This window comes from Haloarcula rubripromontorii (assembly GCF_001280425.1).
GTDB classification, from domain to species: domain Archaea; phylum Halobacteriota; class Halobacteria; order Halobacteriales; family Haloarculaceae; genus Haloarcula; species Haloarcula rubripromontorii.
Genome location: NZ_LIUF01000001.1, coordinates 79,540 through 106,161, shown reverse-complemented (window position 1 = coordinate 106,161; position 26,622 = coordinate 79,540). Strand labels below are relative to the sequence as shown.

Genomic DNA, 26,622 nt, shown 5'->3' with positions numbered 1-26,622 from the left:
GCTGTGGAGATATATAAGTCTGCACCTGTATTATCAGAACCTGTAATTACCCTGTCTGGTAACAGCCATTTTTTGGGTGTTTGAAACGATATACGTCCAATATAGTACGCAATTATCACAGGATATGTTTTTGAACCATCATGAAAGGGCCAGCAGCGCTACTGTAACGAATACTGCAAGAATGAGGATGCTGAGTCCGATGCCGGCCCGCATTGGATGCACGAGACTATCGTCGTCACGGAGCCGCTGGATAACGTCGTCCGGGGAAGTCACCGCTCGTGTGACGATGCCCGTCGCACGGACCACCACACGGTCGACGGCGGCGTACAGTTCGGTCACGCCGACGACGAGCCCGCGAGAGCCATAGAAGACGGCGGGGTTGTACAGCGAATCGACATCCGGGACGCGGCCGAGCTTCGAGAGCGGCTTTTTCGTCACCGCGAAGCCAATAAGCCCGAGGACGGCGAGGACGACCCCCTCGATGAGGTGGGGGACGGTGTAGGTTTCGTAGACGTGGTCGACAACGGCGTCGCTCGTCACGTCGAACGGAAGGATGGTGAACAGCGCCGTGTCGTACACACCGTAGATGACACAGAGTGCGGCGACGGACACCATTGCGACGCTCTGCAGACGGTTCGCGTCCGGGACACTGCTGCCGTACTCGCCGTGGAAGAACGCGTAGTAGCCGAACTTGATGAACGACATGAACGTGCCGACGCCGCCCAGCAGCAGCATCCATTCGAGCGTATAGAACTCACCAAGCGGGAGCGGTCCCTTGCCGAAAGTATAGTGGCTCCCGGAGATGATGATCCCCTTACTGACGAACCCGTTGAACCCGGGGAAGCCGGCGATAGACAGTGCGGCGACCGAGAACGCGCCCGCGGTGATGGGCATCTCTCGCCAGAGACCGCCGAGCTTCTTCAGGCTCTCTGTGCCGGTCCGGTAGATGACAACACCGGCAGTCATGAACAGCAGGCCCTTGTAGAGGATGTGGTTGAACACGTGGGCGAACGCGCCGGCCTGAGCCAGTGGCGACCCGATACCGACGCCGGCGACCATGTACCCGACCTGTGACTGGATGTGATACGAGAGGAGCCGCCGCATGTCGTTCTGGAACAGCGCGAACAGTGCGCCGAAGATAGCCATTCCACCGCCCATGTACGCGATGGCCTCGTGGCCGTTGGGGAACGCGCGGTACATCCCGTAGACGCCGGTTTTTGTCGTGAACACACAGAGGAAGACGCTAGCGGCGATGTGCGGGCGCGGATAGGTGTCGGGGAGCCACGCGTGCAGGCCGATAAAGCCGACGTTGACGCCGATACCGATAGCGGCTAAGGCGGCAGCCAGCCCAGACGTGATTCCGGCCGTTTCCGGACCGCCCGGCACTGACGCGAACAGGAACGTCTCCACCGCGACGTAGTGTCGGAGAATCGCGGCCATCAACAGCGTGCCGCCCAGTCCGTGCAGCAGGGCGTACCGGAAGCCGGCCCGGACGGCCTTGCCCCCGTAGTGCCACACCAGCAGCGTGCTGGTGACGGCCATCAGCTCCCAGAAGAAGATGAGCGTCAGCCAGTCGCCGGCGAAGACGGCCCCGAAACTGGTCGCGACGTACGAGAGGGCGTACCCGGTCTGTGTCGTGTCCGCTTCGCTGGCGTAGGAGTAGAGGACAGCGACCGCAGCGATGAGCCCGAAGATGATACCCATCAGCCGCGAGAACGGATCGACGTTCAGCAGGACGGCCTCGAAGCCGAGGAACTGTGTCTGGAGGTGTGCGCCCTCGGGCACCATGACGGCCCACGGCACCGCGAGCGCAGGCACAAGCGCACCGACCGCGTGTCCGGCACGCCGCGGGAGCCGGGAGACGACGATTGCCAGCGCCAGTAGGACGACGACCGGCGGCACCATCGTCAGCATCGACATCAGGCCACCACCCCCGGGAGGTTACCGACGATGGTGTCGACGATTCGTAGGAATACAGCGGTGTACGGCACTGTCCCCAGCAGGAGCGACAGCGTGGCCGCGGTCAGTATCGGCCCGAGCATGAACCACGTGCTCTCGCCGCCGCGCCAGCCGCGGTCGTCCCAGCCGCCCGCGGGCGGGCCGCCGTGGTGTTCGTGCTCCTCGTCGTGTTTTCCGAGGTGGTCAACATGTTCCGGTCTCGGCACCTCTCCCTCGTCGATGTGACCGTCGGCAGCGTCTGATTCGTGGTCCTCACCGCCGTCGGCCCGAACCTCGTCTCGTCCGCCGAACGGTCCCCCGATGAGTGGCTTCTCGTCGTGGCTCTCCGGTGACTCGAAGTACGCCTGATAGACGATTGGCCAGAAGTACGCGATGTTGAGGACGCCCGAGACCAGCAGCGCGGCGGCAAATACGAGTCCACCGCTTTCGAGACTCAGCGCGCCGATGACGAGATACCACTTGCTGACGAAGCCAGCGACCAGCGGAATCCCGGCCATCCCGGCCGCGGCGACGGCGAAGGCGGCCATCGTTAGCGGCATCCGTCTCCCGATGCCAGCCATGTCGCTGATGTCATCAGTATGCGTTTCGACGTGGATCGCGCCGGCACAGAAGAACAGCGTGAGCTTCATGAACGCATGCGCGGGGATGTGAAGCAGTCCGCCGGTCAGCGCCTGCCCGTGGAGCAGACCCAGTCCCAGCACAATATACGAGAGCTGGCTAATCGTCGAGTACGCCAGCCGCCGCTTGAGGTTGTCCTGTCTGAGCGCGATGATACTCGCGGTCAGGAGCGTAAAGGCGGCAATCGCGGCGAGCGGGAGGCCGACGCCGAGTTGCTCCATCGTCCCGGTCCCGTACACGTCAAGGACGACCCGAGCGATGCCGAACACACCGCTCTTGACGACTGCGACGGCGTGCAGCAGGCCCGACACCGGCGTTGGCGCGACCATCGCATCGGGGAGCCAGGAGTGGGCCGGCATCAGTGCGGCCTTGACGCCGAAGCCGGCCGCCAGCAGGGCGAACGCGGCCCTCGCCAGCGTCGGGTCGGCCGTCGCGAGGCCTTCGAGCCCGCCGGGCGTGAACGCGGTCGTCCCGGCGAGCACGAACACCAGCACCGTCCCGCCCAGCACGGCAACGCCACCGCCGAATGTGTACGCGAGATACTTCCGGCCGGCAGCGCGGGCCTCGTCCGTCTCGTCGTGGGTAACGAGCGGGTACGTCGACACCGTCAGCAGTTCGTAACAGACGAACAGCGTCAGCAGGTTCGACGCGAACGCGACGCCGACCGCCGACGCGAGGCTGGCGGCGAAGGAGGCGAAGTAGCGCGTCTGGGCGTGCTCGTCCAGCCCGCGCATATAACCGATGCTGTAGAAGCTCGTGACGATCCACAGCAGGCTGGCGAGCAGGCCAAACAGCAGCCCGAGCGGGTCGACGGTGAACGCCAGTTCGATACCGGTGGCGAACTGTCCGACGACGAACTCGTACTCCGTTCCGCTCAGGACGCCGGGGACCATGCTCGCAATAATACCGAACTTTGCGAACGCGACGGCCAGAGTCACCCCCTCTCGCAGATTCGGCCGACGTTTGAGCGAGAGAATCACGGGGATAGCCACCGCCGAGACGAGGATTGCCAGGATTGGGCGTAGCGACTCAGTCATTGGTTTAGAAGGGGTGGAAGCGTTTCTTCGAGCACTCTCTGCAACTCCGGTACGGCTGCGGTCAGTGCGACCGCGAGGGCGGCCGCGACGACGACGACGGCGACCATGCCGAACGAGACTGCCTGTCCGCTCCCGTCTGTGACGGGTGCCTCGTCGGGTTCCGCGTGGATAGTCGGCTCGGCGAAGTAGAGCCGCTCGACGAGGCGGGCGAAGTACGCCAGCGTCAGCAGCGTACTCGCGAGCAACACAGCCACGACGGGCCAGTTCTCGGCGTTGACCGCGCCGAGGACGATGTACCACTTGCCGACGAAGCCGACTGCGGGCGGAACGCCGACCATCGCCAGCGAAAGCACGGCGAAGGCAAACGCCGAAACCGGGACGCGGCTCCCCATCCCAGCGTAGCCGTTCACCGTCGTCGCGCCCGTCTTGCGCTCGATAATGCCCGTCGCAGCGAACAGCCCACCTTTCATCACTGCATGGCCGAGCAGATGGACAGTCGCGCCGACGACGGCCAGCGGGGTGGCGATGGCGAACCCGGCAACGACGAGGCCGAACTGCGACACCGAGGAGTACGCCAGCATCCGCTGGACGCTGTCCTGCGAGACGGCGAGTGCGCTTCCGGCGATGATGCTCACGCAGGCCAGGCCGACCAGCGCCCAGCGAGCGGTGGGCACAGCCGCCAGGAACTCAACAGTGAACACGGAGAACAGCAGGCGGGCGAGCGCGTACGCCGAAACTGTCGAAACAAGCGCGGAAATGAACGCACTCACCGTATCCGGAGCGTTCGCGTATGCGTCGGGCTGCCAGGTGTGCAGGGGGAACAGGGCGACCTTCACCGTCAGTCCACCGACCATCAGTCCGAACCCAGTCAGGACGAGCGTCGAGTCGTAGGCCGCCATCGAACCGAGCTTCTCGGCGAGGTCGGCCATGTTGAGCGTGCCTGTCGCCGCAAGCAGGTAGCCGATGCCAAGCAGGTACAGTGAGGCCCCGACGGTCCCGATAATGAGGTATTTCAGCGCCGCGACGGCGGCACTGGCGTCCCGGCCACTCGCCACGAGGCCGTACGCCGCAAGCCCCGTGATTTCGAGGAACACGTAGAGATTGAACACGTCGCCAGTGACCGTCATGCCCGTCAGGCCGGCGACCAGAAGCAGGTACAGGCCATAGAAGGGGCCCGAATGTGGGCCGGCCTGCCGAGCGTACACGAGCACACCCAGCGACACGACGGCCACGAGCACGGCGACGGCCCCTGAGAGCCCGTCGACGACGAGTTCGATACCGTACGGGGCGGCGAAACCACCGACCGCGTAGGAAACGGTCCCGCTCGTGCTGACGGTCCACGCGAGCAGTCCGGCCAGGCCGGCCTGGACGACGAGCGTCAGCGTCGCAACTGGCCACCCTGCCCGCTCGCTGACCAGGCTGGCGACCAAGGGTATCGCGCCGCCGACGATGGGCAGGACCACCAGCAACACAGGGATCTGTTCAATCATAGTAGAGCTGTTTGAGTTTGTCTTCGTCCAGCGTACCGTACTCGGCGTAGATGCGGATAATGAGCGCAAGCGCCACCGCGGTCAGGCTCACCCCGACGACAATAGCGGTCAGAATGAGCACGTGCGGAAGCGGGCTGACGTAGGGGCCGCCACCATCCTTGATGATTGGCGGGTTCCCGCCGGCCCGGAACGCAAGCGTGATGAAAAACAGGAAAATGCCGGTCTGGAAGATGTTCATCCCGATGACCTTCTTCACGAGGTTTCGGGACTCGATGAGCATATACAGGCCGATACCAAGCAGCAGCATCACCGCGAAGTAGTTGTAATGCGAGTTCAGCAGTTCAAACATCAGCTCTCATCCTCCGGTGAATCGACGGCGTGGCCGAATCCCGCTGCGAGCAGGAAAAAGAGGCCGATGGCAACGCTGGCGACGATACCACCGATGGCCAGTTCGACAAGCTCGATGGCGTAGGCGACCACATGCGAGATGAACTGCTCGTACAGGTGGTACTCGAGGAAGTTCCCGCCCAGAACTATCGTTCCCAGCCCGATGGCTGCGAACGTGAGCACCCCACCGGACGCGAGCGCGGCAACGACGCGAACATCGAGCCACTCTCGGGCCGCGTCGATGCCGTAGGCGAACGCGAGCATCATCACGACTGAGCCGGCGATGACCCCGCCCTGGAAGCCGCCCCCGGGGGAGTTCGCCCCGTGGAACATCACGAACAGAGCGAAGGTGAGTACGAACGGCGCGACGACCCGCACCGTCGTCATGATGATGGTACTCTCGACGTAGAGCCCGGTGCGCTCGTCACTACTCATGCGAACACCTCCTGTCTGAGGACGGTCAGCGCCGCGACACCGGCCGAGAAGACCACCACGGCCTCGCCAAGCGTATCGAACCCACGGTAGGCCGCGAGTACAGCCGTCACACCGTTTTTCACTTCCGTGTCCGCGTAAGCGTTTTCGAGGTAGTACTGCGTCACCTCGCCGCTGACGACGGGGTTCGCTGCGCCATCCGCACCGACGGCAGGCAGCGACGGAACGGTCGCAATCATGACGGCGACGAACGCGCCGACCAGTACGACGGTCCGGACGCTGATCGACTCGAACAGGCCGTTCTCCTGTGGTCGAACGGTGTTTGCCAGCGCCAGGATGAACAGTATCGTCATGATACCCGCTCCGACAGCCGCTTCCGTCAGCCCCACATCGGGGGCCTCAAGCATCACCCAGATAATGGAAATCCCGAGGCTGTAGGCGGCAAACGCCATCAGTGACGCCAGCACGTCACGGAGGACGGCCGCACCGATAGCACAGCCAAGCACGAACACCAGCAACAACCCCTCGATGAGTGAGAGGGTCATGACTTGCCCTCCTCATCGCCGGTGGTCCACGGCTCGATACCCTGGTCCTGTGCCGCCCGGGCGATGGCGTGGGCGGCGGTGGGGTTCGTCAGAAACATAAACACCAGCAGGAAGACGGCCTTGATCGTCGCGAGGTCGGTCTGAATCGCGAACGCGGCGGCAGCGATACTGAGGACGGCCCCCAGCGTGTCGCTTTTCGATGCCGCGTGAGCGCGAGTGTATATGTCAGGGAGTCGAATGATACCGATTGAGGCGACGCCGCCGAAGAACGCCCCGACCAGCGCGAGCGCGATGATCGCCCACTCCGTCGGCGTCATAGCACACCTCCGTGCTCGACGTTGAACTTCGAGAACGCTATCGAGAGCAGGAAGTTCAGCAGGGCGTACACGAGCGCGATATCGAGGAACAACGGCTTATCGAGCGCACCGGAGACGAGCGCAATCGCAATGACGGTGTTCGTCCCCATCACGTTGACCGCGATGACTCTGTCGTGGTCTGTCGGTCCTGCGAACACACGGTACAGCGCCACGATAGCGAACAGGACGAACGCGCCGGCGATGGCCAGCAGTGCCGCTTCGAACTCAATCATCGTCGGCCACCTCCGGGTCGCCGATATCGCTCTCGACCGCGCCGTCGCCCCCCTGTCCTCGCTCGCGTGGCGAGGGAATCGCTGCCGCCTCCCGGCCGTAGAAAACGAACCGGACGGCTCGTTCGAGGCCGCCGTCGAACAGGTCCTCTCGCGAACTCCCGGTGAGCGAATGGATGTCGAACGCCTGCTCGGAGACGCTGACGGTGAGCGTTCCGGGCGTCAGCGTGATGCTGTTTGCAAGCGTCGTCACCGCTCCGTCACCCCAGATGGCGGCCTCCAACTCGACCATCTCCGGGTCGATCGGCAGTGATGGGTGCAAGACGACGTAGGCGATTTCGAGGTTGGCGACGGCGATTTCCTTGAGCAGGTACGGGACGTAAATAGCCAGCCGTGCGAGCTGTCTCGGAGCCCGTGTCAGCGATGGCTGACGGCTGAACGCGATCGGTGCAAGCAACGCAGTGACAATCGTCGCCGTTATCGCGCCAGTGAGGAAATCCAGCGGTTTGTACGAACTCAACAGCATATAGAACAGATACGACGCTGCGAAAATGGTGAGATACTTCGGGAGCGTCGCGGCGCGAGCGAGCGCGGTCGACCGTGCTGGCCGCTCGACGGGCGCGGTCTCGACCTCGATATCGCCCCGGACGAGTTCGACTTCGAGCGGCCGAAGCATCGGCGTCGTGCCGCCCGGATTGAACTCCGGATCGAGGACGACCCGTTCGATGCTGTGTTCGTCGGCGTAGGCCAGAATTGCGTCGGCGTAATCACCGGGGCTAAACAGGTAACGGTCGGCACCGATGACGCCCAGCTCAACGTCGAGATTCGACGGCGGGGCAGTACCGAGGTCTTCGTCGAGCCAGACCTCGATTCGGTCGAGCAGGTCCTTTGCCTGGCCGAGTTCCGTCTGAGCGTCGGGGTCGACGGCGCGCGTGCTTGCGACGGCGACGAGGTGCAGCGATATCTGTTGCTGTCCCTCTCTGGCCGCCGATTCGGCTTGTTCAACGGCATAGGCGACGGTGTTACGGACCGTCACCGAATCAGCTACTGGCACGAGCAGGCGACGGGGTGGTGGTACAGTCACAGTCTCTGTTTAGAAACTCCGAATAGGCGGTTCGTCGGGCAGTACTGTCGTTATCGGACCGGAGCAACGGAACACGCAAAACTATTTCGTAATCGGTTACGCTCTCAGTCACGACTGGACAGATGGTCACCGAGTTCGTCGGCGACACGGGCTCCCAGCCCCTGCTTGTCCCCGACGTACTCCGTGGCCGAGTCTCCGTCGACAAGTATGGCACGCGTCTCGTCGCCGCCCATCACGCTCGCGTCGTTAGCGACCACGAAGGCCAGCCCGGCCCGCTCGCGTATCTCGCGGGCGCGCTCGATTAGCGTCTCGTCGTCGCCCTCTGTTTCGACTTTGAACCCGACGATGGGGAGATCCGGGCTATCTGCCCGAACGGTGTCGATGAGCTTCGGCGTCGGTTCGAGCGTCAGCGTCAGTTCCGCCTGCCCGCTCTTGATTTTCTCAGGGGCCTGCTCAACCGTGTAATCCGAGATAGCCGCCGCCGACACCAGCGCGTCGGCCGAGTCGGCGACCCGACGGGTTGCCGCCGTCATCTCCGCGGCGGACTCGACCCGCTCGACGGTCGCGTATGGAACGTCCCCCCCGTCGTGAACGAGCGTCACGTCGGCCCCGCGGACGTAACAGGCCCGCGCGACGGCTCGCCCGGTCCGCCCCGAAGAACGGTTCGAGAGCGTCCGAACCGGGTCGACGGACTCCGTGGTCGCACCTGCAGTCACGACGACGTGTTCACCTGCAAGCGGTCGGTCGCCCGCTGCCCGGGCGGTCGCCGTGACGATGGCCTCCTCGGTCGCGATCTTGGCCTTTCCCTCCTCGATTCGCGGGTCAACGAACTCGACGCCCCAGGACTCGACGCGGTCGATAGCATCCAGCACGCCGGGGTGGTCGTACATCGGCTCGTGCATTGCCGGTGCGACGACAACCGGCACGTCCGCGCCGAGGGCGGTCGTCACACACGTCGTCACGGGCGTGTCGTCGATTGCCGCGGCGACCTTGCCGACGGTGTTTGCCGTTGCGGGCGCAAGCAAGAGTACATCGCCCCAGCCCGAGCGCCCGCAGAGGTCGACGTGTTCGACGTCGCCCGTGATTTCGGTAATCACCTGATTGTCCGTCGCGAACGACAGCGCCCACGGATGGATGATACCTGTCGCGCTGTCGGTCATCACCGCCCGGACGGACGCCCCCTGCCGTCGGAGTTCGTGTGCGAGTTCCACCGTCTTGACGGCCGCGATAGACCCCGACACCCCAAGAACGACGTTGACTCCGGTCAGCATACCTGCCGGTTCGCGGTGCGTGGGTAAAAGCCCCTGTCTCTCCGGCGGCACTAGTCACTGTCGCCGGCAGTCTGCTCACTCCGATTGCTGCTCCCGTCACTGCTGGTACGCGGTCTTCCGTCGTGCGCGTTCAGTGCGAGGGTGAACGCGGCTATCGCCAGCAGAACCAGCCCGAGTGCGACTACAGAACTGAACGAGAGTCCGGCCGACGGAGTCGGAACCGCGACCGGGATGAGTACGTAGCGAACGAGCAGCACGAGGAGAATGGCCCCGGCGAGGACGGCCGCGGTTCCGGTGACGTGGACGAACTGGCTGTCGGTCGTGTCGGCGTCTCGGCCCAGTTGCTGCCCGATACTGCTGGCGTGCGCGCCGGTGTCCCAGACCAGCAGCGCCGCTGCGCTCCCGACGAGGACGAGTATGGGTGTGAGTCCGCGCTCAGCACCGAGCAACGTCATGACGAACAGGAGCCCGCTTCCAGCGGCGAACCCTGCTGTCTGCCGGGATAGCAACTCCGAATCGACTAGCTCAGACAGTAGTGTGACGAGTCCACGGAGGACGACGATCGAGATCAAGACGCCAAGGAGCAACACAGTAGCCGAGCCATAGTGGCCGCCCCCGGCATACGTGGGTGCTACTCGCCGGGTCACGCCAGCGGTCGTAAGGACCAGCGCGCCCAGCAGCAGTATCACGGGGAGTACGATACTGCCGGTCTGCCGCGCCAGCAACCGTCCGGGGTTGTCCCCCAGCCACTGTCGCAGCCACTGTCGGAGCCGTTCGACGACAAGAATACACAGTAGCGCTAGAAGCCCGACCGCAAGGGGGAGATGGAGCGGACCACTGAAGGCGACCCGTAGAGCCGGCCCGAGCACCGGGAGAGTATCGAGGAAACGGTCAAACAGTCCCTGTGCTGTCGGCATAAACGCCACGAGCAACTGCAGGCCCACGGCGGCTTTGAGGGAGGAGTCAATGTCCCACCAGCTTCGCCCTAGCAGGTCTAGCCGCCCGAGCGCTCGGTCGGTCGTCGCCGTGGGTGCCGGAATCCACGACTCCAGCGTCTCCGTCGCCCGGTCCAGCAACAACAGGGCGGTCAGGACCCCAGCCTGTAGCGTCACAAAGCCCACGAGCGGATGGAGAGAGAGGCCGGTGACGACACGGACGAGCACCCAGGGCAGCCTGACGGCAGCCGCGACGGCACAGACGATTGTAATAAGAATGCCGGCCACCAGCACTACGAAACTCTCGTCGAGCATTGTCGAGAGTTCGTCCGACGCGTCGGCCGGCGGCACCAACCCGCTACTCGCGTCGATAACGACGAGCGTGGCGGCCAGCGGGAACCCGAGCGCCGCAACGAGCGACCAGTAGTCAGCCGCCAGCAGCGCGGTCCCACAGAACACGCCCGCACCGATGACGATGGCGACGCTGCCGGAGGCGATACGCTCGTGGGCATCGCTGCGGAGCGCCCAGACCCCGGCCGCGATACAGAGCCCGCCGAGGAAGCCGGCCAGCACCGGTATCGGGTCCACGACAGCGAGGCCGAGGCCGAGCGAAACGAGCATCGCGACCGTCCCGGCCAGCGCCGCACTCGATGCCGCCGGTCGACTGTCGAGTTCCGTCATGCCCACCGCTCCGTCGCGCGAATGAGGGCTTTAGCGAGCGGGTCCGTGGGCGTCCAGTCGACGACTCGAACTGTGCCTCGAAGCGTATCGAGGCGGGCTGTTCGGTCGATTTGCTCGACAGTCGTTCCCGGGCTGTCACCCGTTGTCATCTCCGGACTGACAACTGTGACCGCGTGTCCGTACGCGGCGAGCCGTTTCGCCGCATCGGCCGCCCGGTCGTCGAGCAGGGGTGTACAGAATACGACCTGTGATTCACTCGGTATCGAGCGGTCGAGCGTCGCCACCGCGTCCCCGCCGTCAGTGATACCGTACCGGTCTGCTGTCTCGGTCGGCGATTGCATTCGCCGGGTTCGGGTGTCGGTGTCGCGTAGCCACGAATTACGGTTCCCTGACGACCTGGCGGCCGACCCGCTCACAACCGCTTCCAGAAACGCCTCTAATCGCTGCTCCTGTGCCCGATTAGCCGACGGCTGCAGCGTCTCGCAACTGTCGTAGACGGCGGCCCCGACGCGGTTATCCATCGCCAGAAGCGCCGCGCCGACCTGCTGGGCCGCGTAGACGCAGAACTGCACGGCCGTGGGTGCGCCTGCGGTACCCGCAACGGGATGTCTCGAATCTACCAGCGTGACGACGGTGGCCGCTCGTGTCTCCTTGAACTCGACTGTCGCTAGCTCGTTCGTCTTCGCGAAACGGTTCCAGTCGACGCGGCTCATCGGGTCCGAGGACTGGTGTTCGCGGATCGCGTAGAACGCGAGCCCGTTCCCACCGGCGTCCGTCGGCACACGCCCGGACTGTGCCAGCGTCTGGCCCGAAAGCGGCACGGTGTCCACACTGGCACTGCACGAGAGCGTCGTCTCGACGGTGACCTGCTCGGCGAATTCGACGGTCCCGGTCAGGTTCCGGCAGGCGATCGCCACGTCGGTGAACGCGTGGTCGCCGCGCCGGGCTTCGACGGCGTAGGTGACCGAATCCGACGCACCGGCTTCGAGGTGAGTCCCGAATCGCGGTGAGCCGTCGATGACTTCGAGCCGCTCCGGGACGCCGTCGAGGACGCGAACATCGGGCAGCGTCGCGCCCCCGTCGTTCGTGAGTGTCAGCGTCACTGTCACCTCTGACCCGGGGAGCGGGTCGGTCGGTTCGACGTGACGCTCGACCGTGAGTGCTGGTTCGGGGTCACCGATAGCCGCCTGATAGGCCGCATACACCAGCGCCACCGCCGCGACCATGAAAACCGCCGGGTTCCCGGTGACGATGCCGGCTCCGCCGGCAACCAGTGCGGCCGAGACGCCGACGTTGCGCTGTGTGGTCTCGCGCGTGCTCACGACTGCTCACCCCGCTGGAGCTGTCGTATCTCGGCCGCCGCAGCCTCAACCTTCCGGTCGAACCCCGAACCGCTGGCCCAGTCCCGTAGCTGCATCTCGATGGGCGGATCGGGTGCGTCCGGACCCCCGAGGAAGGCTAGTGCCCGGCGGTCGTCCGTCCACGACCCGGCTCGAACTTCTCGGGCTGCTGCCTCTGCCGACAGCTCCGTCGTTTCGACCAGCACCTGTCGCGCGGCCTCGCGGAGCCTGTTCCTGATTTCCGACGCATAGCTCGCTTCGAGGCCGTTATAGGGGTCGACACGCCCGTCGATTTTTGCAAGCAACTCGTCGATGTCGTCGCCGACCAGCGCGCCGGAGTCTGCCTGTGTCGCTTTCGGTTCCAGTAGTTCATCGAGCAGTTCCGTTGGCTCGTCACCCGAATCGTCGTGATACGGCTCACGCGGTTGTCTCCCTCGTACCGGTGGCAGCGTCGATTCCTGTGTCCGAACAACGGTGTACAGGCCGAAAAGGCCGACAGCAGCGGCGCTGACGCTTGCGACAAGCTGTAGTTGCCTGGTTGTCCCGCTCCCGACGTTCGGAAGCACCGATGGGAAGGTGACGACGAACACAGCGCCAGCAAGTGCAGCGAGTCCCAGCAGGGTGTACCGGACGAACCGACGCCCCGGTGCCGGGCGGTCGACGCTGACATCGATGGTCGCCCGAGCGGTTCCCCCTTGCCCGTCCCGCGATTCCGTGTCACTCATCAGTCGTCACCTCGGCTCCGGAGGTCTCTGAGGGCGGTCCGAGCCGATTCTGTTCGCTCTCCGGTCGCCGACCGCCCGCCGTATTCAACCTCCCGAAAGATGGTTGTTAGCTGGCGCACGGGCGCTTCCGGAAGCCCGCTGTCGATAGCTCGGCGAGCGTACTCCCCGGGCGTTGCCGTCTCGGGGTCCGGCACTGACACGCGGTCAGCCAGCAGTGCCCAGGCTTCCTGCACTGACAGCGAATCGATGTCCGGCCCGTCGTCCGCCTCTGCCGTCGATTCGGCGGCCGCTGACCGCCCGGACGCTGTATCCGATGAGCCAAACAGCGACGGGCTGTCGACGCCACTCCGAACTGAGGCAAGGAAGCCGCCGGATCCGCCGAAGCCGCGCAGCGCTCTGAACGGCGCGACTGAGAGCGACCCGAGCGCACTCGGCAGCCCGGCGATCCCCCGCAGTGACATCGTGCCGACCGACCCGAACCCTGTCGCCAGTCCGGACAGGATACCGCCGGAGACGGCAGCGATACCGGCCCCGACTCGTGCGAGCGCCGACGATCCCGAGAGTAGCGCGGCGGTCGTTACCTTCGGAATCCGGCCGAGAGTCCGCCCCACCGCGCCGTCCGAAACTGCTGAGACCACTGTCCCGACGAGTGTATCCAGAATCGGATGCAGGTGGAGTCCAGCCGCTGTCGGCCCGTCACCCTTGGCGTTCGATGCGGCCCGAATGACACTGACTGCAACGACGCCGAACCCGCCGATCAGCACCAGCCCGAACAGTTTCACCAGCACTGAGGACCCACCGTCGTTGCCACCGCTGGCTCCCGGCGTTTCTGTCGCTGTCTCCGTCGGTGCTGGCGTCGCTGTCGCCGCTGGATCATCGCTCGTCGCTCGTGGCGTCGTCTCTGCTCCATCACTGGTCGCTACCGGTGTCGGCCCACCGTCGACTTCGCCGGGCGCTGTCCCCGTGGGTGTGGTCGGCTCGCTCGCTCGGCTGTCGAGGGGGCCGTTCGACTCGAATTCGACACCGAGAGCGCCGGGAAACAGCGCCGTGCCGAACAGGACAGCAACCGCACAGAGGAGGGCGAGGGCGGCACGTACCAGCTTTGTTGACACTACGGCACCGTTTCCAGCGGCAGAGTAAATACTTTCCCTCACTGCTGGACTGGGTGAGCAGAAAACCTTTCATCCGCTGTGGGTATAGCAGAACTAACCTATGCGGACACTGACCCGCCGGATGCTGTGGACTCTCCTGCTCCTCCTCGCCGTCGACATCGCTGTGGTCGCTACCGCGGCAGTGCTTCTAACGCCCTGGCTTGCCCCGGTACGGGATACCGTTGCCACCGCCCTCCCGTTCGGTGGCGCGTCGGCGCGGATCGCCTGGTGGGTAGCGATCCTCGTTCCGGCGCTCGTGGCGTTCGTCTGGGCACAGCTCCGATACACCAGCGCCCAGACGATGGCCGAGGTCGACGCGCGTCTCGTCGGCCCCGAGGAGTACCCCGACCTCCACGAGCGAGTACAGCGGCTCGCGCAACTGGCCGACCTCACGCCGCCACGGATTGCCGTCACAGACGCCGAGGTACCGAACAGTTTCGCTATCGGGACGCTCGGTGGCGCGACGGTGGTCGTCAGCGAGGGACTCCTCTCGGCGCTCGACGGCGACGAACTCGACGCCGTGCTGGCCCACGAACTCATGCACGTCGCCAACCGCGACGCAACTGTCATGACGCTGGCCAGCTTCCTCCCGTCGCTGACAAACGGCGAGTACGACCCGATTGCCGACCTGTTCCCGGGCGGAAGCCGTTACGCGCTTGGATTGCTCGCGCTCGGCCTCGCATATGTGTTCAGCGCCCGGGTGCTTGAGGCCCCCTTCGGAAGCCTCTCGTTCACGCTTGGGTTCCTGTTCCTGTTCGCGGTGACAGTCCTGTTCGGCGGCGTCGCGCTGGGTGTGTTCACTGCCCCCGTTGTCGTCCTCGGGCGGTCGCTGTCGCGCGCTCGGGAGTTCGCCGCCGACCGGAGCGCGGCCCAGTTGACCGGCGACCCCGCCGCGCTCGTCGGGGCGTTAGAGACGCTTGACGGCGGCGACCGCCCCGGGACCGACAAGCGCTCGGCGTACGCGGGCGTCCGCGGGTTGTGCTTCCTGCCATACGGGTTCGATACGGAGGCGTCGAGCGATTCGCTGGCCATCGAAACACGGTCACACCCGCCGACGGCCGAGCGAATCGAGCGACTGCAGTCCGTCGCCCGCTCGCTCGAACTGGGTCAGTCCGAATCCTGATCGACGCTCGGGTGCATCGTCGGTTCACCGGGCATCGGCTCCTCGAAGTACCGCCGCATGACCTCCAGTGACTCCTGTTCGCGTTGCTTGCGTTCTGCCTCGTCGATTTCTTCACAGCCCGGCGGAACCGGGCGGTCGCGGTCGGTGAAATATCCCTCCGGGGCGGTCCAGTCGTGATAAAAGTCGATGTCCGAATCCTCTATCAGTGTGAGCCCGACTTGCGCGCCGTGGCCCGCGGCGACGATGGTCTGGTGATGCTGCTCGGCCAGCCGGCCGGCCGCGTACAGCCCCTCGATATCGGTCCGACCCTGCTCGTCGGTCGAGATGAACTGCTTCGACCCGCGGTCGATGAGCGAGAGATCCAGTCCGTCCAGATACGACGGGTCCGACCAGGACGCGGCGACGAGGTACGTCGAGTCGTATGATTCGCCATCGGCACAGGTCACCTCGAAGCCGCCCTCGGTTCGCTCGACCGTCTCGGCTTCGCCGTCGATGAACCAGGCCCCGGCTCGCCGCGCCTGCGCCCGCATCAGTTCCAGCAGGAGCCGGGGATTGATTCCCGCCGGGAATCCGGGGTAGTTTTCCAGGTGTGCGTTGCGGTTCAGTATCGACTCGCCGGTCGAGATGATGCGTGTCGACAGGTCGGCGCGAGCGGTGTAGATCGCCGCCGACAGTCCGGCGACGCCTCCGCCCACGATGATGACTTCTTCGCGGTCGGTTGGCATGGGCAGATGTTTCCAGTGGGGGCAAAGAAACGTGCCGGTTTGATACCTATAGACGGAGAGCGGCCAGTAACAGGCCACTCAGGGCACACGCCGGGCGATACAGTTTCTGAGCCTACCCGAAGCCTCATAACGATACACCTACTAAAGGCGTCGTAATGACCGACACCGTCGACGAAGTCGATATGCCGTACGACGATGACGCGTCTCAGCAACAGAAGATCGAGGCGCTGCAGGAGCGGCTGGAGGTGCTCGAATCCCAGAACGAGGAGATGCGCGACAAGCTGCTGGACGCGAACGCGGAGAACAACAAGTACCAGCAGAAGCTCGAACGGCTCACTCACGAGAACAAGAAGCTCAAGCAGTCACCGCTGTTTGTCGCGACCGTGCAGGAACTCTCCAGCGATGGCGTGATTATCAAACAGCACGGCAACAACCAGGAGGCCCTGACGGAGGTCACCGACGAGATGCGCGAGGACCTCGAACCCGACGACCGCGTCGCCGTCAACAACTCCCTGTCTATCGTCAAGCAACTCGACGACGAGACTGACGTTCGCGCCCGCGTGATGCAGGTCGACCAGTCGCCGGACGTGACCTTCGCCGACATCGGCGGCATCGAAGAGCAGATGGAAGAGGTCCGCGAGACCGTCGAGATGCCCCTGAAGAGCCCCGAGATGTTCGAGGACGTGGGCATCGACCCGCCAAGCGGTGTCCTGCTGCACGGCCCGCCCGGCACGGGGAAGACGATGCTGGCGAAAGCCGTTGCCAACGAGACCGACGCGACGTTCATCAAGATGGCTGGCTCCGAGCTGGTCCACAAGTTCATCGGCGAGGGCGCAAAACTCGTCCGCGACCTGTTCGAACTGGCTCGTCAGGAAGAGCCTGCCGTCGTCTTCATCGACGAGATAGACGCCATCGCGGCCAAGCGGACCGAGTCGAAGACCTCCGGTGACGCCGAGGTCCAGCGGACGATGATGCAACTGCTCTCGGAGATGGACGGCTTCGACGACCGCGGCGACATCCGAATTATCGCGGCGACCAACCGCTTCGATATGCTCGACCGCGCCATCCTCCGCCCCGGCCGCTTCGACCGCCTCATCGAAGTCCCGAACCCCGACCTCGAAGGTCGCAAGCAGATCTTCCAGATCCACACCCGCAGCATGAACGTCTCCGACGACGTGGACTTCGAGGCACTGGCCGAAGAGATAACGGACGCCTCCGGTGCTGACGTGAAAGCCATCTGTACCGAGGCCGGGATGTTCGCCATCCGCGACGACCGGACCGAGGTCACGATGGCCGACTTCCACGACGCCTGGGAGAAGATTCAGCAGGAAGAGACCGACGACGAGGACGTTTCCCGGACCTTCGCCTGATTTCGGCGACGCTTTCTCTACTGTGTGCCGAGCCAGTAGCCGCCCGGCCGGCAATCGCGGTGCCGTTCTCGCCCGTTTCAGAACACAGTTACCACTCCGGGCCTGAACTGCGTGTATGGCCGTCGCAGACACTCTCCAGTCGCGTGCCCGCGCTCGCCCGCGGCTCGTCACCGCTGTCGTCTCGGTCGTTGGCTACGCGCTCGTGTTCGGCGCGTTCGGCGGTGTGTTGCCGCTCCCCGAGTTCTCGCGGGACGTTGTCATCCTGCTGGGTGACGCAATTGCCGTCGTCAACAGCATCGCCCTGCTCGCAATCATCGCGGGCGTCTACTTCATCAAGAACAACCAGGTCAAGAAACACCGCGCAGCGATGTTGACCGCGTTCACGCTCATCATGGTGTTTCTGGCGCTGTATATTCTCAAGGTCGGCGGCGGCTTCGAGAAGGAGATCGTCGCCGAGGGGGCCGTCTGGACAGCGTACATCGTGATGCTCGCCGTCCACATCCTGCTGTCCGCGGTGTCCGTGCCGGTCGTCGTCCACGCCGTCGTCCTCGGGCTGACCCACTCTCCCGCCGAACTCCGGGAGACAATTCACGCTCGTGTGGGCCGTATTGCCGTTTCAGCCTGGGGGCTGAGCCTCTTTCTCGGCCTCGTGACGTACGTGATGTTGAACCACATCTACGGCTGGGTTCCCCGGTAGCTCTGATTCCGGCGCGTGCGGTGGCGAACGATTTTGCCGGCCGCCGCCGTAGGCCCGGGCGATGACCACAATCAAGGACAGCGTCCACGACCACATCGAGGTCCAGGGCGTCGCGGCGGCGCTGCTCGACACGCCGCCGGTCCAGCGGCTCCGACACATCTCACAGCTCGGCACCGTGACGCTCGTCTACCCCTCGGCGAACCACACCAGATTCGAGCACTCGCTCGGCGTCTACCACCTCGCCGACCGGGCGCTGTCCCACCTCGGCATCGAGGGCCAGCAGGCCGAACGGGTCCGCGCCGCGGCACTACTCCACGACGTGGGGCACTCGCCGTACAGCCACAACGTCGAGGCGCTCATCCACCGCCGGACGGGCAAGTACCACGACGACGTGGACGAACTGCTCGGCGACGGTCCCGTCGCACGCGTGCTCACCGAACACGGGCTCAATCCCGACCGGGTGGCCGGCCTTGTCGCGGGCGAGGGCGAACTGGGCCAGCTCGTCTCCGGCGAGCTGGATGTCGACCGAATGGACTATCTCGTCCGTGACGCCCACCACACCGGCGTCCCCTACGGGACTATCGACCACGAGCGGCTGGTCCGGGAACTGAGCTTCGTCGACGGGGAACTCGTCTTGGACGAGGGGAACGTCCAGACGGCCGAGTCGCTCCTGCTCGCGCGGGCGCTGATGAACCCGACCGTCTACCAGCACCACGTCGCCCGCATCGCCAAGTCGATGCTGCGCCGCGGGACCGAGGAACTGCTCGCCGCGACCGACACGACCGCCGAGACGCTGCGCCGGTGGGACGACAACGACCTGCTCGTAGCGCTCAGACAGTGCGAGCCGACTGCGGCGTACGCGCGGCGGCTGACTCAGCGGGACCTGTACAAGCGCGCCGTCTGGGCGGAGTGGGGGGCCGTGCCCGAGGAGGTGCTGACGGCCGGCCACGAGGCCGTTGGGGCGATGGAGCGGGCTATCGCCGACGAGGCGAACGTCGACAGCGACGCCGTCATCCTCGATGTGCCGCCCGAGCCGTCCATGACCGAGTCGAGCAGCCGCGTCCTCGTCAACGGCGAAGTTCGTCGGCTCGGCGAGCAGTCGACGCTCGTCAACGCCATCCGCGCCGCCCAGCGCGACCAGTGGCGGCTCGGCGTCTACGCGCCAGAGGGCGAAAGCGAGCGGGTCGGCGCGGCGGCCATCCGCGAGCTCGGACTGGACCTCGACGGGGCCAGAGTCCGGGACGTGCGGCCCGGCCTCCACGCGACCCTCGATGAGTTTAACTGAGAGAGCGGGCGAACAGGGAACATGATTGTTGAAGGGACGATTCTCACGGGACGGTCGTTCGAGGCCGTCGAGGGCCGCGTCGTCGTCGAGGACGGGGAGATAGCCGCCATCGAGGAGACGGCGGTCGACAGTGACGACATCGTGGTGCCGTCGTTCGTCAACGCCCATACCCACATCGGTGATTCAATCGCCAAGGAGGCCGGCGAGGGGCTCTCGCTTTCGGAACTGGTCGCGCCGCCGGACGGCCTGAAACATCGGCTGCTCCGGGACGCCGACCGGGACGAACTGATTTCAGCGATGGCGCGGTCGCTGTCGTTCATGGAGCGGGCCGGGACCGGCGCGTTCATCGAGTTCCGTGAGGGCGGCGTCGAGGGTGTCGAGGCGATACGCGACGCGCTCTCGGACGCGTCGCTTGAGAGCGTGATTCTCGGCCGCGAGACGACCGACGCGATGGAACTGGCCGACGGGTTCGGCGCGAGCGGGGCCAACGACAGCGAGTTCGGGGTGGAGCGCCGCGCGACCCGACAGGCCGGCAAACTGTTCGGCATCCACGCCGGCGAGGTTGACAGTTCCGATATCAACCCCGCGCTTGATCTTGACCCGGACTTTCTCGTCCACATGGTCCACGCCGAGCCGCTGCACCTCCAGCGGGTCGCCGACAGCGAAATCCCGGTCGTCGTCTGCCCGCGGTCGAACATCGTCACCGACGTGGGCCGCCCACCGGTCGAGGAACTGGCCGGGCGGACGACCGTCGCGCTCGGGACGGACAACGTCATGCTCAACAGTCCCTCGATGTTCCGCGAGATGGAGTTCACCGCGAAACTGTACGACCTCTCGGCCCGCGAGGTGCTGCGGATGGCGACGGTAAACGGGGCCGAAATCGCTGGTCTCGGCGGCGGGCTTGTCGAGCCCGGCCACCCGGCACGCCTGCTCGTCCTCGACGGCGACTCCGACAACCTCTCCGGGGCGCGAAACCCCGTTCGGGCCGTCGTCCGCCGGGCAGGGACGGCTGACGTCCGGCACGTCGTCCACCCCGGGGCGGAATAATTCTTATCACTGCGGAAATGGTATCTCCGAGCAATGCCCTCCCCCACTGACCGCGCCCTGAGTACACCACTGAAGCTACTCCTGTACGGCCTGTTAGGGCTGGTCTCGTTCCTTGTTGTTATCGCAGCTGTGAGGTTTGTGTTCGGGCTGTTCTTCGGTCTCATCGGTCTCATTATGGGACTGCTCTCGCTGGCCGCCACCATCGGGTTTCTGGCGGCCATCGGCTATGCTGTCTACTGGGTCGCGTCGACCGTCTTCAGTCAGGACGAGTCGACGGCGTCGACGACTAGCGCGGCACAAACGCAGGCCGAGCACGCAACAGGTGTGGCAAGTGCTAGCGAGACGGACTCCGTCGAACGACTCTCTGAGCGCTACGCCAAGGGGGAGATAACCGAAGCCGAACTCGAACGACGGCTCGAACAGGCTCTCGACGAGCCGTCTCTGGACGGCTCCGGGGCAACAGAGGCCGAGCGGAACCGAGAGTTGAACTGAGCCAGCGCCCGCTTGATTGTTGTGTGTCGCCTGTTACCAAACTATATCTGTTCAGCCAGTCAACAGTACAGCATGTACGACAGGATACTGGTGCCAACGGACGGGTCGCCGGGGACACGGGCGGTGCTCACACACGCTAAAACGCTTGCAACAACCCACGACAGCGAGATTCACGCGCTGTACGTCGTTGATACCGGCCGGTTTTCGACGCTCCCGCACGAACCGACGTGGGAGAGTGTCACCGACTCGCTCCACCGCGAGGGCGAGATGGCGCTGGACATGGTGGAGCGTCTCGTTGCCGACGATCTGACTGTCACGCGGGCCACGGCCGAGGGAAGCCCGAGCCGGGAAATCATCGATTACGCGGACCAGCACAGCTGTGACCTCATCGTGATGGGGACCCACGGACGCGGCGGCATCGACCGCCTGCTGCTGGGGAGCGTCGCCGAACGGGTCGTCCGGTCAGCCCACGTCCCAGTTGTCACCGTTCCGGTAGAGACGACGACACAAGATGTCTCGGAGGACGAGCAGCCTGCCGGCGTCACACAGTGACGCGTCCTCTGTCGTCGCGCTCACTCAGTAATCGGGCGGAGGTGCTCACAATCGCCCGCGGACACGATTTCTGTCCCTGATTCTGTCTCGATGACGAGCGCACCCGGAAACTGGATGTCCACGGCTTCGCCTTCGATAGTCCCCCCCGGCGTCTCGACGCGGACCCGCTGTCCCAGCGTGGTCGCGTACTCCCGCCACGCCTCGACGACGTCCGCCGGGTCCTGTCTGAGCGCGTCGAACTCTTCCAGCAACCGCTGGGTGAACAGCCGTCTGTCGACCGGCTCGCCGCGCTCGGCTGAGAGACTCGTCGGGTCCGCCTCATCAGGTAAGTCCGCTGGGTCGACGTTCGCGTTGACGCCGATGCCCACGACGACCCACGAGACGCGGTCGGCCTCACCCTCCATCTCGGTGAGGATGCCGACCAGTTTGCGCTCCCCGTCGCCGTGGCGGACCAGCACGTCGTTGGGCCACTTGATGCTGGCCTCGACACCAGCCTCGCGTGCCGCCCGTGTCACCGCGACAGCGGCCGCGAGCGTGAACACCGGCGCGTGCGCCATCGGCACGTCGGGCCGGAACAGCACGGACAGCCAGACGCCGCCGCTGGGCGAGGACCAGTCCCGGTCGAGCCGGCCCCGGCCGCCGGTCTGTTCGTCGGCCAGAACGACGGTGCCTGATGCCCCATCTGCCGCAAGATCACGAGCGCGTGCGTTCGTGCTCGGGATGCTGTCGTGGTACTCGACGGAAAACGGCGCGTCCAGCCCGTACTCGACCGCGCTCGCCCCGAACTCGGGCACCGAATCGAGGGCGTAGCCCGCGTCGCCGCTCCCGATTTCGAACCCCTCCTCGCGGAGGGCCTCGACGTGCTTCCAGACCGCAGAGCGGGAGATGTCCAGTTCGTCGGCCAACTCCGGCCCCGAGACGGGGCCGTCCGCCAGTGCGTCGAGTACCCGGTGGCGCGTCTCGTTCATACGCGGGGGTTCGGCGGGCCGGAATAAAAGACGTCTGCAGACGGCGAGACGGTGCGGTCGCTAGGAGTATGGTGGCGAGATTCAAGCATACCGCTCGCCGCGGCGAGCGGTTTCACGCCGAGCGCGCTCGGAGAGCGCGACTCGGCGGTCGTTTTTGTACTAAATTTTTGCGAGTGAGGGTGCCCGCAGGCCGCGTAGCGGCCGAGAACACCCTCCGAAGTAAAAATTTAGCCGATCACGAATAGCAGGTCGCCCATGTCGACTGATTCGCCCTCGCTGACAGCCACGTCGTTGACAGTGCCGCCGCGTTCGGCGACGATGTCGTTTTCCATCTTCATGGCTTCGAGTACGCAGAGGACGTCGCCGGCCTCGACCTCGTCGCCCTCGTCGACGTTGACCTCCAGAATCGTCCCCTGCATCTCTGCGGCGACTTCCTGACCCTCGGCGGTAGAGGCACTGCCGCCGCCGCTGTCGGAACTACTGCCGCCCCGTGGCCGCTGTGGCTGATTGCCGCCGTCGGCATCCACGTCGCCGACGTTGATTGGCGGTGCGCCACGCTCTTCGAGGTCGACCTGGAAGCGCTTGCCGTTGACCTCGACGGTGAACTCCCGCTCGACGACTTCCTCGTCCTCGTCGCCGTCGGACTCGGTGACAGTGCCCCACTGCTCCTGGGCCTCCTCAATGCGCGTCCGGTCGAGCTGCTCGTCGAGGTACTTCGTGGTGTGCGTGCCGCCGACGAACTTCTCGTCGGTCAGCATCAGGCGGTGGAACGGGATGACGGTCGGAATCCCCTCGATATCGAAGTCCTTGAGCGCCCGCTTCCCGCGCTCGATACACTCCGCGCGGTCCCCGCCGTAGGTGATGAGCTTCGCGATCATCGAGTCGTAGTCGGTGACGAGGTCGTCGCCCTGCCGGAGCGCGTCGTCGAGGCGGACGCCGATACCGCCCGGCGGGTCGTAGGTGTCGAGGCTGCCGCCTGTCGCGGGCGCGAAGTCGTCGGCGGCGTTCTCGGCGTTGATGCGGAACTCCATCGCGTGCCCCTCGATCTCCACGTCGTCCTGATCGAAGGTGATCTCTTCGTCCATCGCCACCCGCAGTTGCCACTTGACGATGTCGATGCCGGTTATCTCCTCGGTGACGCAGTGCTCGACCTGGATGCGGGTGTTGACTTCGAGGAAGTAGAAGTTCGCGTCTTCTCCGAGCAGTTCGCCCGGTTCACGGTCGGTGTCCTCCTCGACGAGGAACTCGACGGTCCCGGCGTTGTAGTAGTCGGACTCGCGGACGCCGCGGCGGGCGGCGTTGCCGATTTTCTCGCGGAGAGCGTCGTTCAGGGCCGGCGAGGGGCCTTCCTCGATGACCTTCTGGTGACGGCGCTGGAGCGAGCAGTCACGTTCGCCCAGATGCCGGACGTTGCCGTGGTGGTCGGCGATGATCTGGACCTCGATGTGGCGGGGGTTCTCCAGATACCGTTCAAGATAGACAGAGTCGTTCGAGAAGTACGCCTCGCCCTCCCGCTTTGCGCTTTCGAGTTGCTCCTCGGCTTCCTCGGGGTCGTGGACGATTTTCATCCCACGGCCGCCGCCGCCCCCTTCGGCCTTGATGGCGACCGGGAAGCCGTTCTCCTCGCCGAACTCGACGACTTCTTCGGGGTCCTTGACGGGGTCGGTCGTCCCGGGGACGATGGGCACGTCGGCTGACTGCATGATTTTGCGCGCCTTCGTTTTCTCACCGAGGGCCTCCATCGACTCGCTCTCCGGGCCGACCCAGGTGATTCCCTCCGTCTCCTGGACGCGCTCGGCGAAGTCGGCGTTCTCCGCGAGGAAGCCGTATCCCGGGTGGATGGCGTCGGCGTCGGCCTGCTTGGCCGCGTCGATAATCGCTTCTTGATCGAGATAGGAGTCGGCGGCACGGGCCGGGCCGACGTTGTACGCCTCGTCCGCGTACCGGACGTGCCCGGCGTGCTTGTCGGCGTCAGAGTAGACGGCCACTGTGCCGATGCCCAACTCCTCGCATGCGCGCATCACGCGCACCGCTATCTCCCCGCGATTAGCGACGAGCACCTTATCGAACATACGCCCTCATACTGAGAGTCGGCCCATAAAACTATGCGCAGATAGCGGCCAATCTTACATATATAATCATGTTAGTATGGAACATGGCCACAAACCCGCTCAAGGCGTCGCCGAATAACTGACAGAAGAACTGTCCGCGATTAGAACCGTTGGGCGCGGCCGGCGGCACTCCAGGGGTCAGTCGGCGCGCCCGAGCGGACCCGCACGGACCGTTTCTGCGTGGCTTCCACGCGTCCGGAGAACGACCACTGCTTGCCGTCCCAGCCGTCACCGTCGTCTGCCGCCGCGGCGGCCGCGGCCGCTGCCGCCGCGCGCTGGCGGTCGGTGAGGTGTGCGCCGATAGCAACGGCGATGGCGGCCGCCTCGTCCGTCGAGGCGTCGTCGAGCTGAGCAGCGATTTCCGCGACCAGTTCGGCGTCGACCGCCGAGTCGGTGTCGGCTGCCATCGTCATAGTGGGATGTTACCGTGCTTGCGGTCTGGCTGGTCCTTGCGTTTCCCTCGAAGGAGGTCGAGGTCGTCGATGAGCCGCGGGCGGGTCTCCTGGGGTTCGATGACGTCGTCGACGAAGCCGCGCTCGGCCGCCGTGTAGGGGTTGGCGAAGGCGTCGCGGTACTCGTCGATGAGCTGTTGGCGGCGGGCCTCCACGTCGTCGGCGTCCTCCAGTTCGTCGTCGTAGAGGACGTTGACCGCGCCCTGTGGCCCCATCACGGCGATTTCGGCGGTTGGCCAGGCGTAGTTCATATCCGCGCCGATGTGCTTCGAGGCCATCACGTCGTAGGCCCCGCCGTAGGCTTTCCGCGTGATGACGGTCACCAGCGGCACGGTCGCCTCGGAGTAGGCGTACAGGAGCTTCGCGCCGTGGTTGATGATGGCGTTCGTTTCCTGGTCCTTGCCGGGCATGAAGCCGGGCACGTCGACGAACGTCAGGATGGGGATATTGAACGCGTCACAGAAGCGGACGAAGCGAGCGCCCTTCCGCGAGGCGTTGATGTCGAGGGTCCCGGCGTTGACCCGGGGCTGATTGCCGACGACGCCGACGCTGTGGCCGTCCATGCGGGCGAACCCGATGACGATATTGCGCGCAAAGTCCTCGGCGACCTCGAAGAAGGAGTCCTCGTCGACGATGCGTCCGACGACGTCCGTCATGTCGTAGGGCTTCTGTGGGGCGTCGGGCACAGCCGTCTTCAGTGCCTCGTCCCGGCGCTCGGGGTCGTCCCAGGGTTCGACCCGCGGCGGGTCCTCGATGTTGTTCTGGGGAAGATACGACAGCAGGTAGCGGATGTCGTCCATCGCTTCCTTCTCGTCGGCGGCCGTGAAGTGGGCCACCCCGGACTCGGAGGCGTGGGTCTTCGCGCCGCCGAGTTCGTCGAAGCCGACCTCCTCACCGGTCACCGTCTCGATGACGTCCGGCCCGGTGATGAACATGTGGCTGGTCTCCTCGACCATGTAGACGAAGTCCGTGATGGAGGGGGAGTACACCGCGCCGCCGGCACACGGCCCCATGATGGCCGAAATCTGCGGGACGACGCCGCTAGCCTGCTGGTTTCGGTGGAAGATGTCGGCATAGCCCGCAAGCGAGTCGATGCCCTCCTGGATGCGTGCGCCGGCGGAGTCGTTCAGGCCGATGATGGGTGCGCCGGTCTCGATGGCCTTGTCCATCACCTTACAGACCTTCTGGGCGAAGGCCTCGCCCAGCGACCCGCCGAAGACGGTGAAGTCGTGGGCGAAGACGTACACTCGGCGGCCGTCGACCTTGCCGTAGCCGACAACGACGCCGTCGCCGGGTACTTTCTTGTCGGCCATGTCGAAGTTCGTCGAGCGGTGTTCACGGAGCGAGTCGATCTCGACGAAGGTGCCGTCGTCGAGGAAGTAGTCGATGCGCTCACGCGCGGTGAGCTTCCCGCGGTCGTGTTGCGCCTCGATCCGTTCCTCGCCACCGCCCCGCTTGGCCTCGGCTTTTCGTTCTCGAAGGTCCTCGACACGGTCGTCGTGGCTCACGCCACATCACTTCTCCCGGACCGGAACATATCCGACTCCTTGCGGGCATCC

Annotated in this window: 26 protein-coding genes; 7 read left to right on the top strand and 19 right to left on the bottom strand. The window is 65.2% G+C overall.

Going from position 1 to position 26,622, the window contains the following annotated elements; translation table 11 throughout:
* Positions 1–138: 138 nt before the first annotated feature.
* The 14 genes from AMS69_RS00575 to AMS69_RS00510 form a co-directional block, all read right to left on the bottom strand.
* Positions 139–1,920 carry a Na(+)/H(+) antiporter subunit D gene (locus AMS69_RS00575; protein WP_053966166.1) on the bottom strand — a complete coding sequence of 594 codons (1,782 nt, stop codon included), beginning with the start codon at positions 1,918–1,920 and terminating at the stop codon, positions 139–141.
* Complete coding sequence (locus tag AMS69_RS00570) at positions 1,920–3,614, bottom strand: cation:proton antiporter (protein ID WP_053966165.1); 1,695 nt, start codon at positions 3,612–3,614, stop codon at positions 1,920–1,922. The genes AMS69_RS00575 and AMS69_RS00570 overlap by 1 nt, the downstream gene beginning before the upstream one ends.
* The gene (locus tag AMS69_RS00565) at positions 3,611–5,104 is read right to left on the bottom strand and encodes a monovalent cation/H+ antiporter subunit D family protein (RefSeq protein ID WP_053966164.1); all 1,494 of its coding nucleotides are present in this window, start codon (positions 5,102–5,104) and stop codon (positions 3,611–3,613) included. The genes AMS69_RS00570 and AMS69_RS00565 overlap by 4 nt, the downstream gene beginning before the upstream one ends.
* Entirely contained in the window at positions 5,097–5,453 is a 357-nt protein-coding gene (locus AMS69_RS00560) for a cation:proton antiporter subunit C (RefSeq protein ID WP_053966163.1), read from the bottom strand. The genes AMS69_RS00565 and AMS69_RS00560 overlap by 8 nt, the downstream gene beginning before the upstream one ends.
* A complete protein-coding gene (locus tag AMS69_RS00555; RefSeq protein ID WP_053966162.1) occupies positions 5,453–5,926 on the bottom strand; it encodes a Na(+)/H(+) antiporter subunit B in 474 nt (157 codons plus the stop codon). The genes AMS69_RS00560 and AMS69_RS00555 overlap by 1 nt, the downstream gene beginning before the upstream one ends.
* On the bottom strand, positions 5,923–6,468 hold the full coding sequence (locus AMS69_RS00550; protein ID WP_053966161.1) for a DUF4040 domain-containing protein: 546 nt from the start codon (positions 6,466–6,468) through the stop codon (positions 5,923–5,925). The genes AMS69_RS00555 and AMS69_RS00550 overlap by 4 nt, the downstream gene beginning before the upstream one ends.
* Positions 6,465–6,785 carry a monovalent cation/H(+) antiporter subunit G gene (gene mnhG / locus AMS69_RS00545; protein WP_053966160.1) on the bottom strand — a complete coding sequence of 107 codons (321 nt, stop codon included), beginning with the start codon at positions 6,783–6,785 and terminating at the stop codon, positions 6,465–6,467. Before mnhG ends, AMS69_RS00550 begins: the two co-directional genes overlap by 4 nt.
* The gene (locus AMS69_RS00540; RefSeq protein ID WP_004518724.1) at positions 6,782–7,057 is read right to left on the bottom strand and encodes a cation:proton antiporter; all 276 of its coding nucleotides are present in this window, start codon (positions 7,055–7,057) and stop codon (positions 6,782–6,784) included. The genes mnhG and AMS69_RS00540 overlap by 4 nt, the downstream gene beginning before the upstream one ends.
* Positions 7,050–8,090: a monovalent cation/H+ antiporter subunit E gene (locus AMS69_RS00535; protein ID WP_053966159.1), complete on the bottom strand. Its 1,041-nt coding sequence runs from the start codon at positions 8,088–8,090 to the stop codon at positions 7,050–7,052. The genes AMS69_RS00540 and AMS69_RS00535 overlap by 8 nt, the downstream gene beginning before the upstream one ends.
* Before the next feature lie 152 nt (positions 8,091–8,242).
* Positions 8,243–9,409 (bottom strand): bifunctional phosphopantothenoylcysteine decarboxylase/phosphopantothenate--cysteine ligase CoaBC, encoded by a 1,167-nt coding sequence (coaBC, locus tag AMS69_RS00530; RefSeq protein ID WP_053966158.1) that lies wholly within the window; start codon positions 9,407–9,409, stop codon positions 8,243–8,245.
* Between the two features lie 50 nt (positions 9,410–9,459).
* The gene (locus AMS69_RS00525; protein ID WP_053966157.1) at positions 9,460–11,025 is read right to left on the bottom strand and encodes a DUF7519 family protein; all 1,566 of its coding nucleotides are present in this window, start codon (positions 11,023–11,025) and stop codon (positions 9,460–9,462) included.
* Positions 11,022–12,347 carry a DUF58 domain-containing protein gene (locus AMS69_RS00520; RefSeq protein WP_053966156.1) on the bottom strand — a complete coding sequence of 442 codons (1,326 nt, stop codon included), beginning with the start codon at positions 12,345–12,347 and terminating at the stop codon, positions 11,022–11,024. The genes AMS69_RS00525 and AMS69_RS00520 overlap by 4 nt, the downstream gene beginning before the upstream one ends.
* The gene (locus AMS69_RS00515) at positions 12,344–13,090 is read right to left on the bottom strand and encodes a DUF7269 family protein (protein ID WP_053966155.1); all 747 of its coding nucleotides are present in this window, start codon (positions 13,088–13,090) and stop codon (positions 12,344–12,346) included. The genes AMS69_RS00520 and AMS69_RS00515 overlap by 4 nt, the downstream gene beginning before the upstream one ends.
* Positions 13,090–14,202 carry a DUF4129 domain-containing protein gene (locus AMS69_RS00510; RefSeq protein ID WP_053966154.1) on the bottom strand — a complete coding sequence of 371 codons (1,113 nt, stop codon included), beginning with the start codon at positions 14,200–14,202 and terminating at the stop codon, positions 13,090–13,092. The genes AMS69_RS00515 and AMS69_RS00510 overlap by 1 nt, the downstream gene beginning before the upstream one ends.
* Positions 14,203–14,302: 100 nt before the next feature.
* On the opposite strand from AMS69_RS00510, the gene AMS69_RS00505 reads away from it, so the two are divergent.
* Entirely contained in the window at positions 14,303–15,364 is a 1,062-nt protein-coding gene (locus AMS69_RS00505) for a M48 family metalloprotease (RefSeq protein ID WP_053966153.1), read from the top strand.
* Here AMS69_RS00505 and AMS69_RS00500 read toward each other — a convergent pair.
* Entirely contained in the window at positions 15,349–16,089 is a 741-nt protein-coding gene (locus tag AMS69_RS00500; protein ID WP_053966152.1) for an NAD(P)/FAD-dependent oxidoreductase, read from the bottom strand. The genes AMS69_RS00505 and AMS69_RS00500 overlap by 16 nt on opposite strands.
* 155 nt (positions 16,090–16,244) lie before the next feature.
* On the opposite strand from AMS69_RS00500, the gene pan1 reads away from it, so the two are divergent.
* The 6 genes from pan1 to AMS69_RS00470 all read left to right on the top strand — a co-directional run bounded on the left by pan1 (position 16,245) and on the right by AMS69_RS00470 (position 21,532).
* Entirely contained in the window at positions 16,245–17,459 is a 1,215-nt protein-coding gene (gene pan1, locus AMS69_RS00495) for a proteasome-activating nucleotidase Pan1 (RefSeq protein ID WP_053966151.1), read from the top strand.
* Positions 17,460–17,574: 115 nt separating this feature from the next.
* Positions 17,575–18,156: a DUF420 domain-containing protein gene (locus AMS69_RS00490; RefSeq protein WP_053966150.1), complete on the top strand. Its 582-nt coding sequence runs from the start codon at positions 17,575–17,577 to the stop codon at positions 18,154–18,156.
* 61 nt (positions 18,157–18,217) lie between these two features.
* A complete protein-coding gene (locus AMS69_RS00485; RefSeq protein WP_053966149.1) occupies positions 18,218–19,441 on the top strand; it encodes an HD domain-containing protein in 1,224 nt (407 codons plus the stop codon).
* A gap of 21 nt (positions 19,442–19,462) precedes the next feature.
* On the top strand, positions 19,463–20,488 hold the full coding sequence (locus tag AMS69_RS00480) for an amidohydrolase family protein (RefSeq protein ID WP_053966148.1): 1,026 nt from the start codon (positions 19,463–19,465) through the stop codon (positions 20,486–20,488).
* A gap of 33 nt (positions 20,489–20,521) precedes the next feature.
* On the top strand, positions 20,522–20,980 hold the full coding sequence (locus tag AMS69_RS00475) for an SHOCT domain-containing protein (protein WP_053966147.1): 459 nt from the start codon (positions 20,522–20,524) through the stop codon (positions 20,978–20,980).
* Between the two features lie 72 nt (positions 20,981–21,052).
* Entirely contained in the window at positions 21,053–21,532 is a 480-nt protein-coding gene (locus AMS69_RS00470; protein ID WP_053966146.1) for a universal stress protein, read from the top strand.
* Positions 21,533–21,552: 20 nt separating this feature from the next.
* Here the strand turns inward: AMS69_RS00470 and AMS69_RS00465 are convergent, their stop codons facing one another.
* The 4 genes from AMS69_RS00465 to AMS69_RS00450 all read right to left on the bottom strand — a co-directional run bounded on the left by AMS69_RS00465 (position 21,553) and on the right by AMS69_RS00450 (position 26,571).
* Positions 21,553–22,500, bottom strand: a complete 948-nt coding sequence (locus tag AMS69_RS00465) for a biotin--[acetyl-CoA-carboxylase] ligase (protein ID WP_053966145.1) — start codon at positions 22,498–22,500, stop codon at positions 21,553–21,555.
* 227 nt (positions 22,501–22,727) lie between these two features.
* Positions 22,728–24,572: an acetyl-CoA carboxylase biotin carboxylase subunit gene (locus AMS69_RS00460; protein ID WP_053966144.1), complete on the bottom strand. Its 1,845-nt coding sequence runs from the start codon at positions 24,570–24,572 to the stop codon at positions 22,728–22,730.
* A gap of 140 nt (positions 24,573–24,712) precedes the next feature.
* Positions 24,713–25,018: a hypothetical protein gene (locus AMS69_RS00455; protein ID WP_053966143.1), complete on the bottom strand. Its 306-nt coding sequence runs from the start codon at positions 25,016–25,018 to the stop codon at positions 24,713–24,715.
* A gap of 2 nt (positions 25,019–25,020) precedes the next feature.
* Entirely contained in the window at positions 25,021–26,571 is a 1,551-nt protein-coding gene (locus tag AMS69_RS00450; protein WP_053966142.1) for an acyl-CoA carboxylase subunit beta, read from the bottom strand.
* Positions 26,572–26,622: the final 51 nt, after the last annotated feature.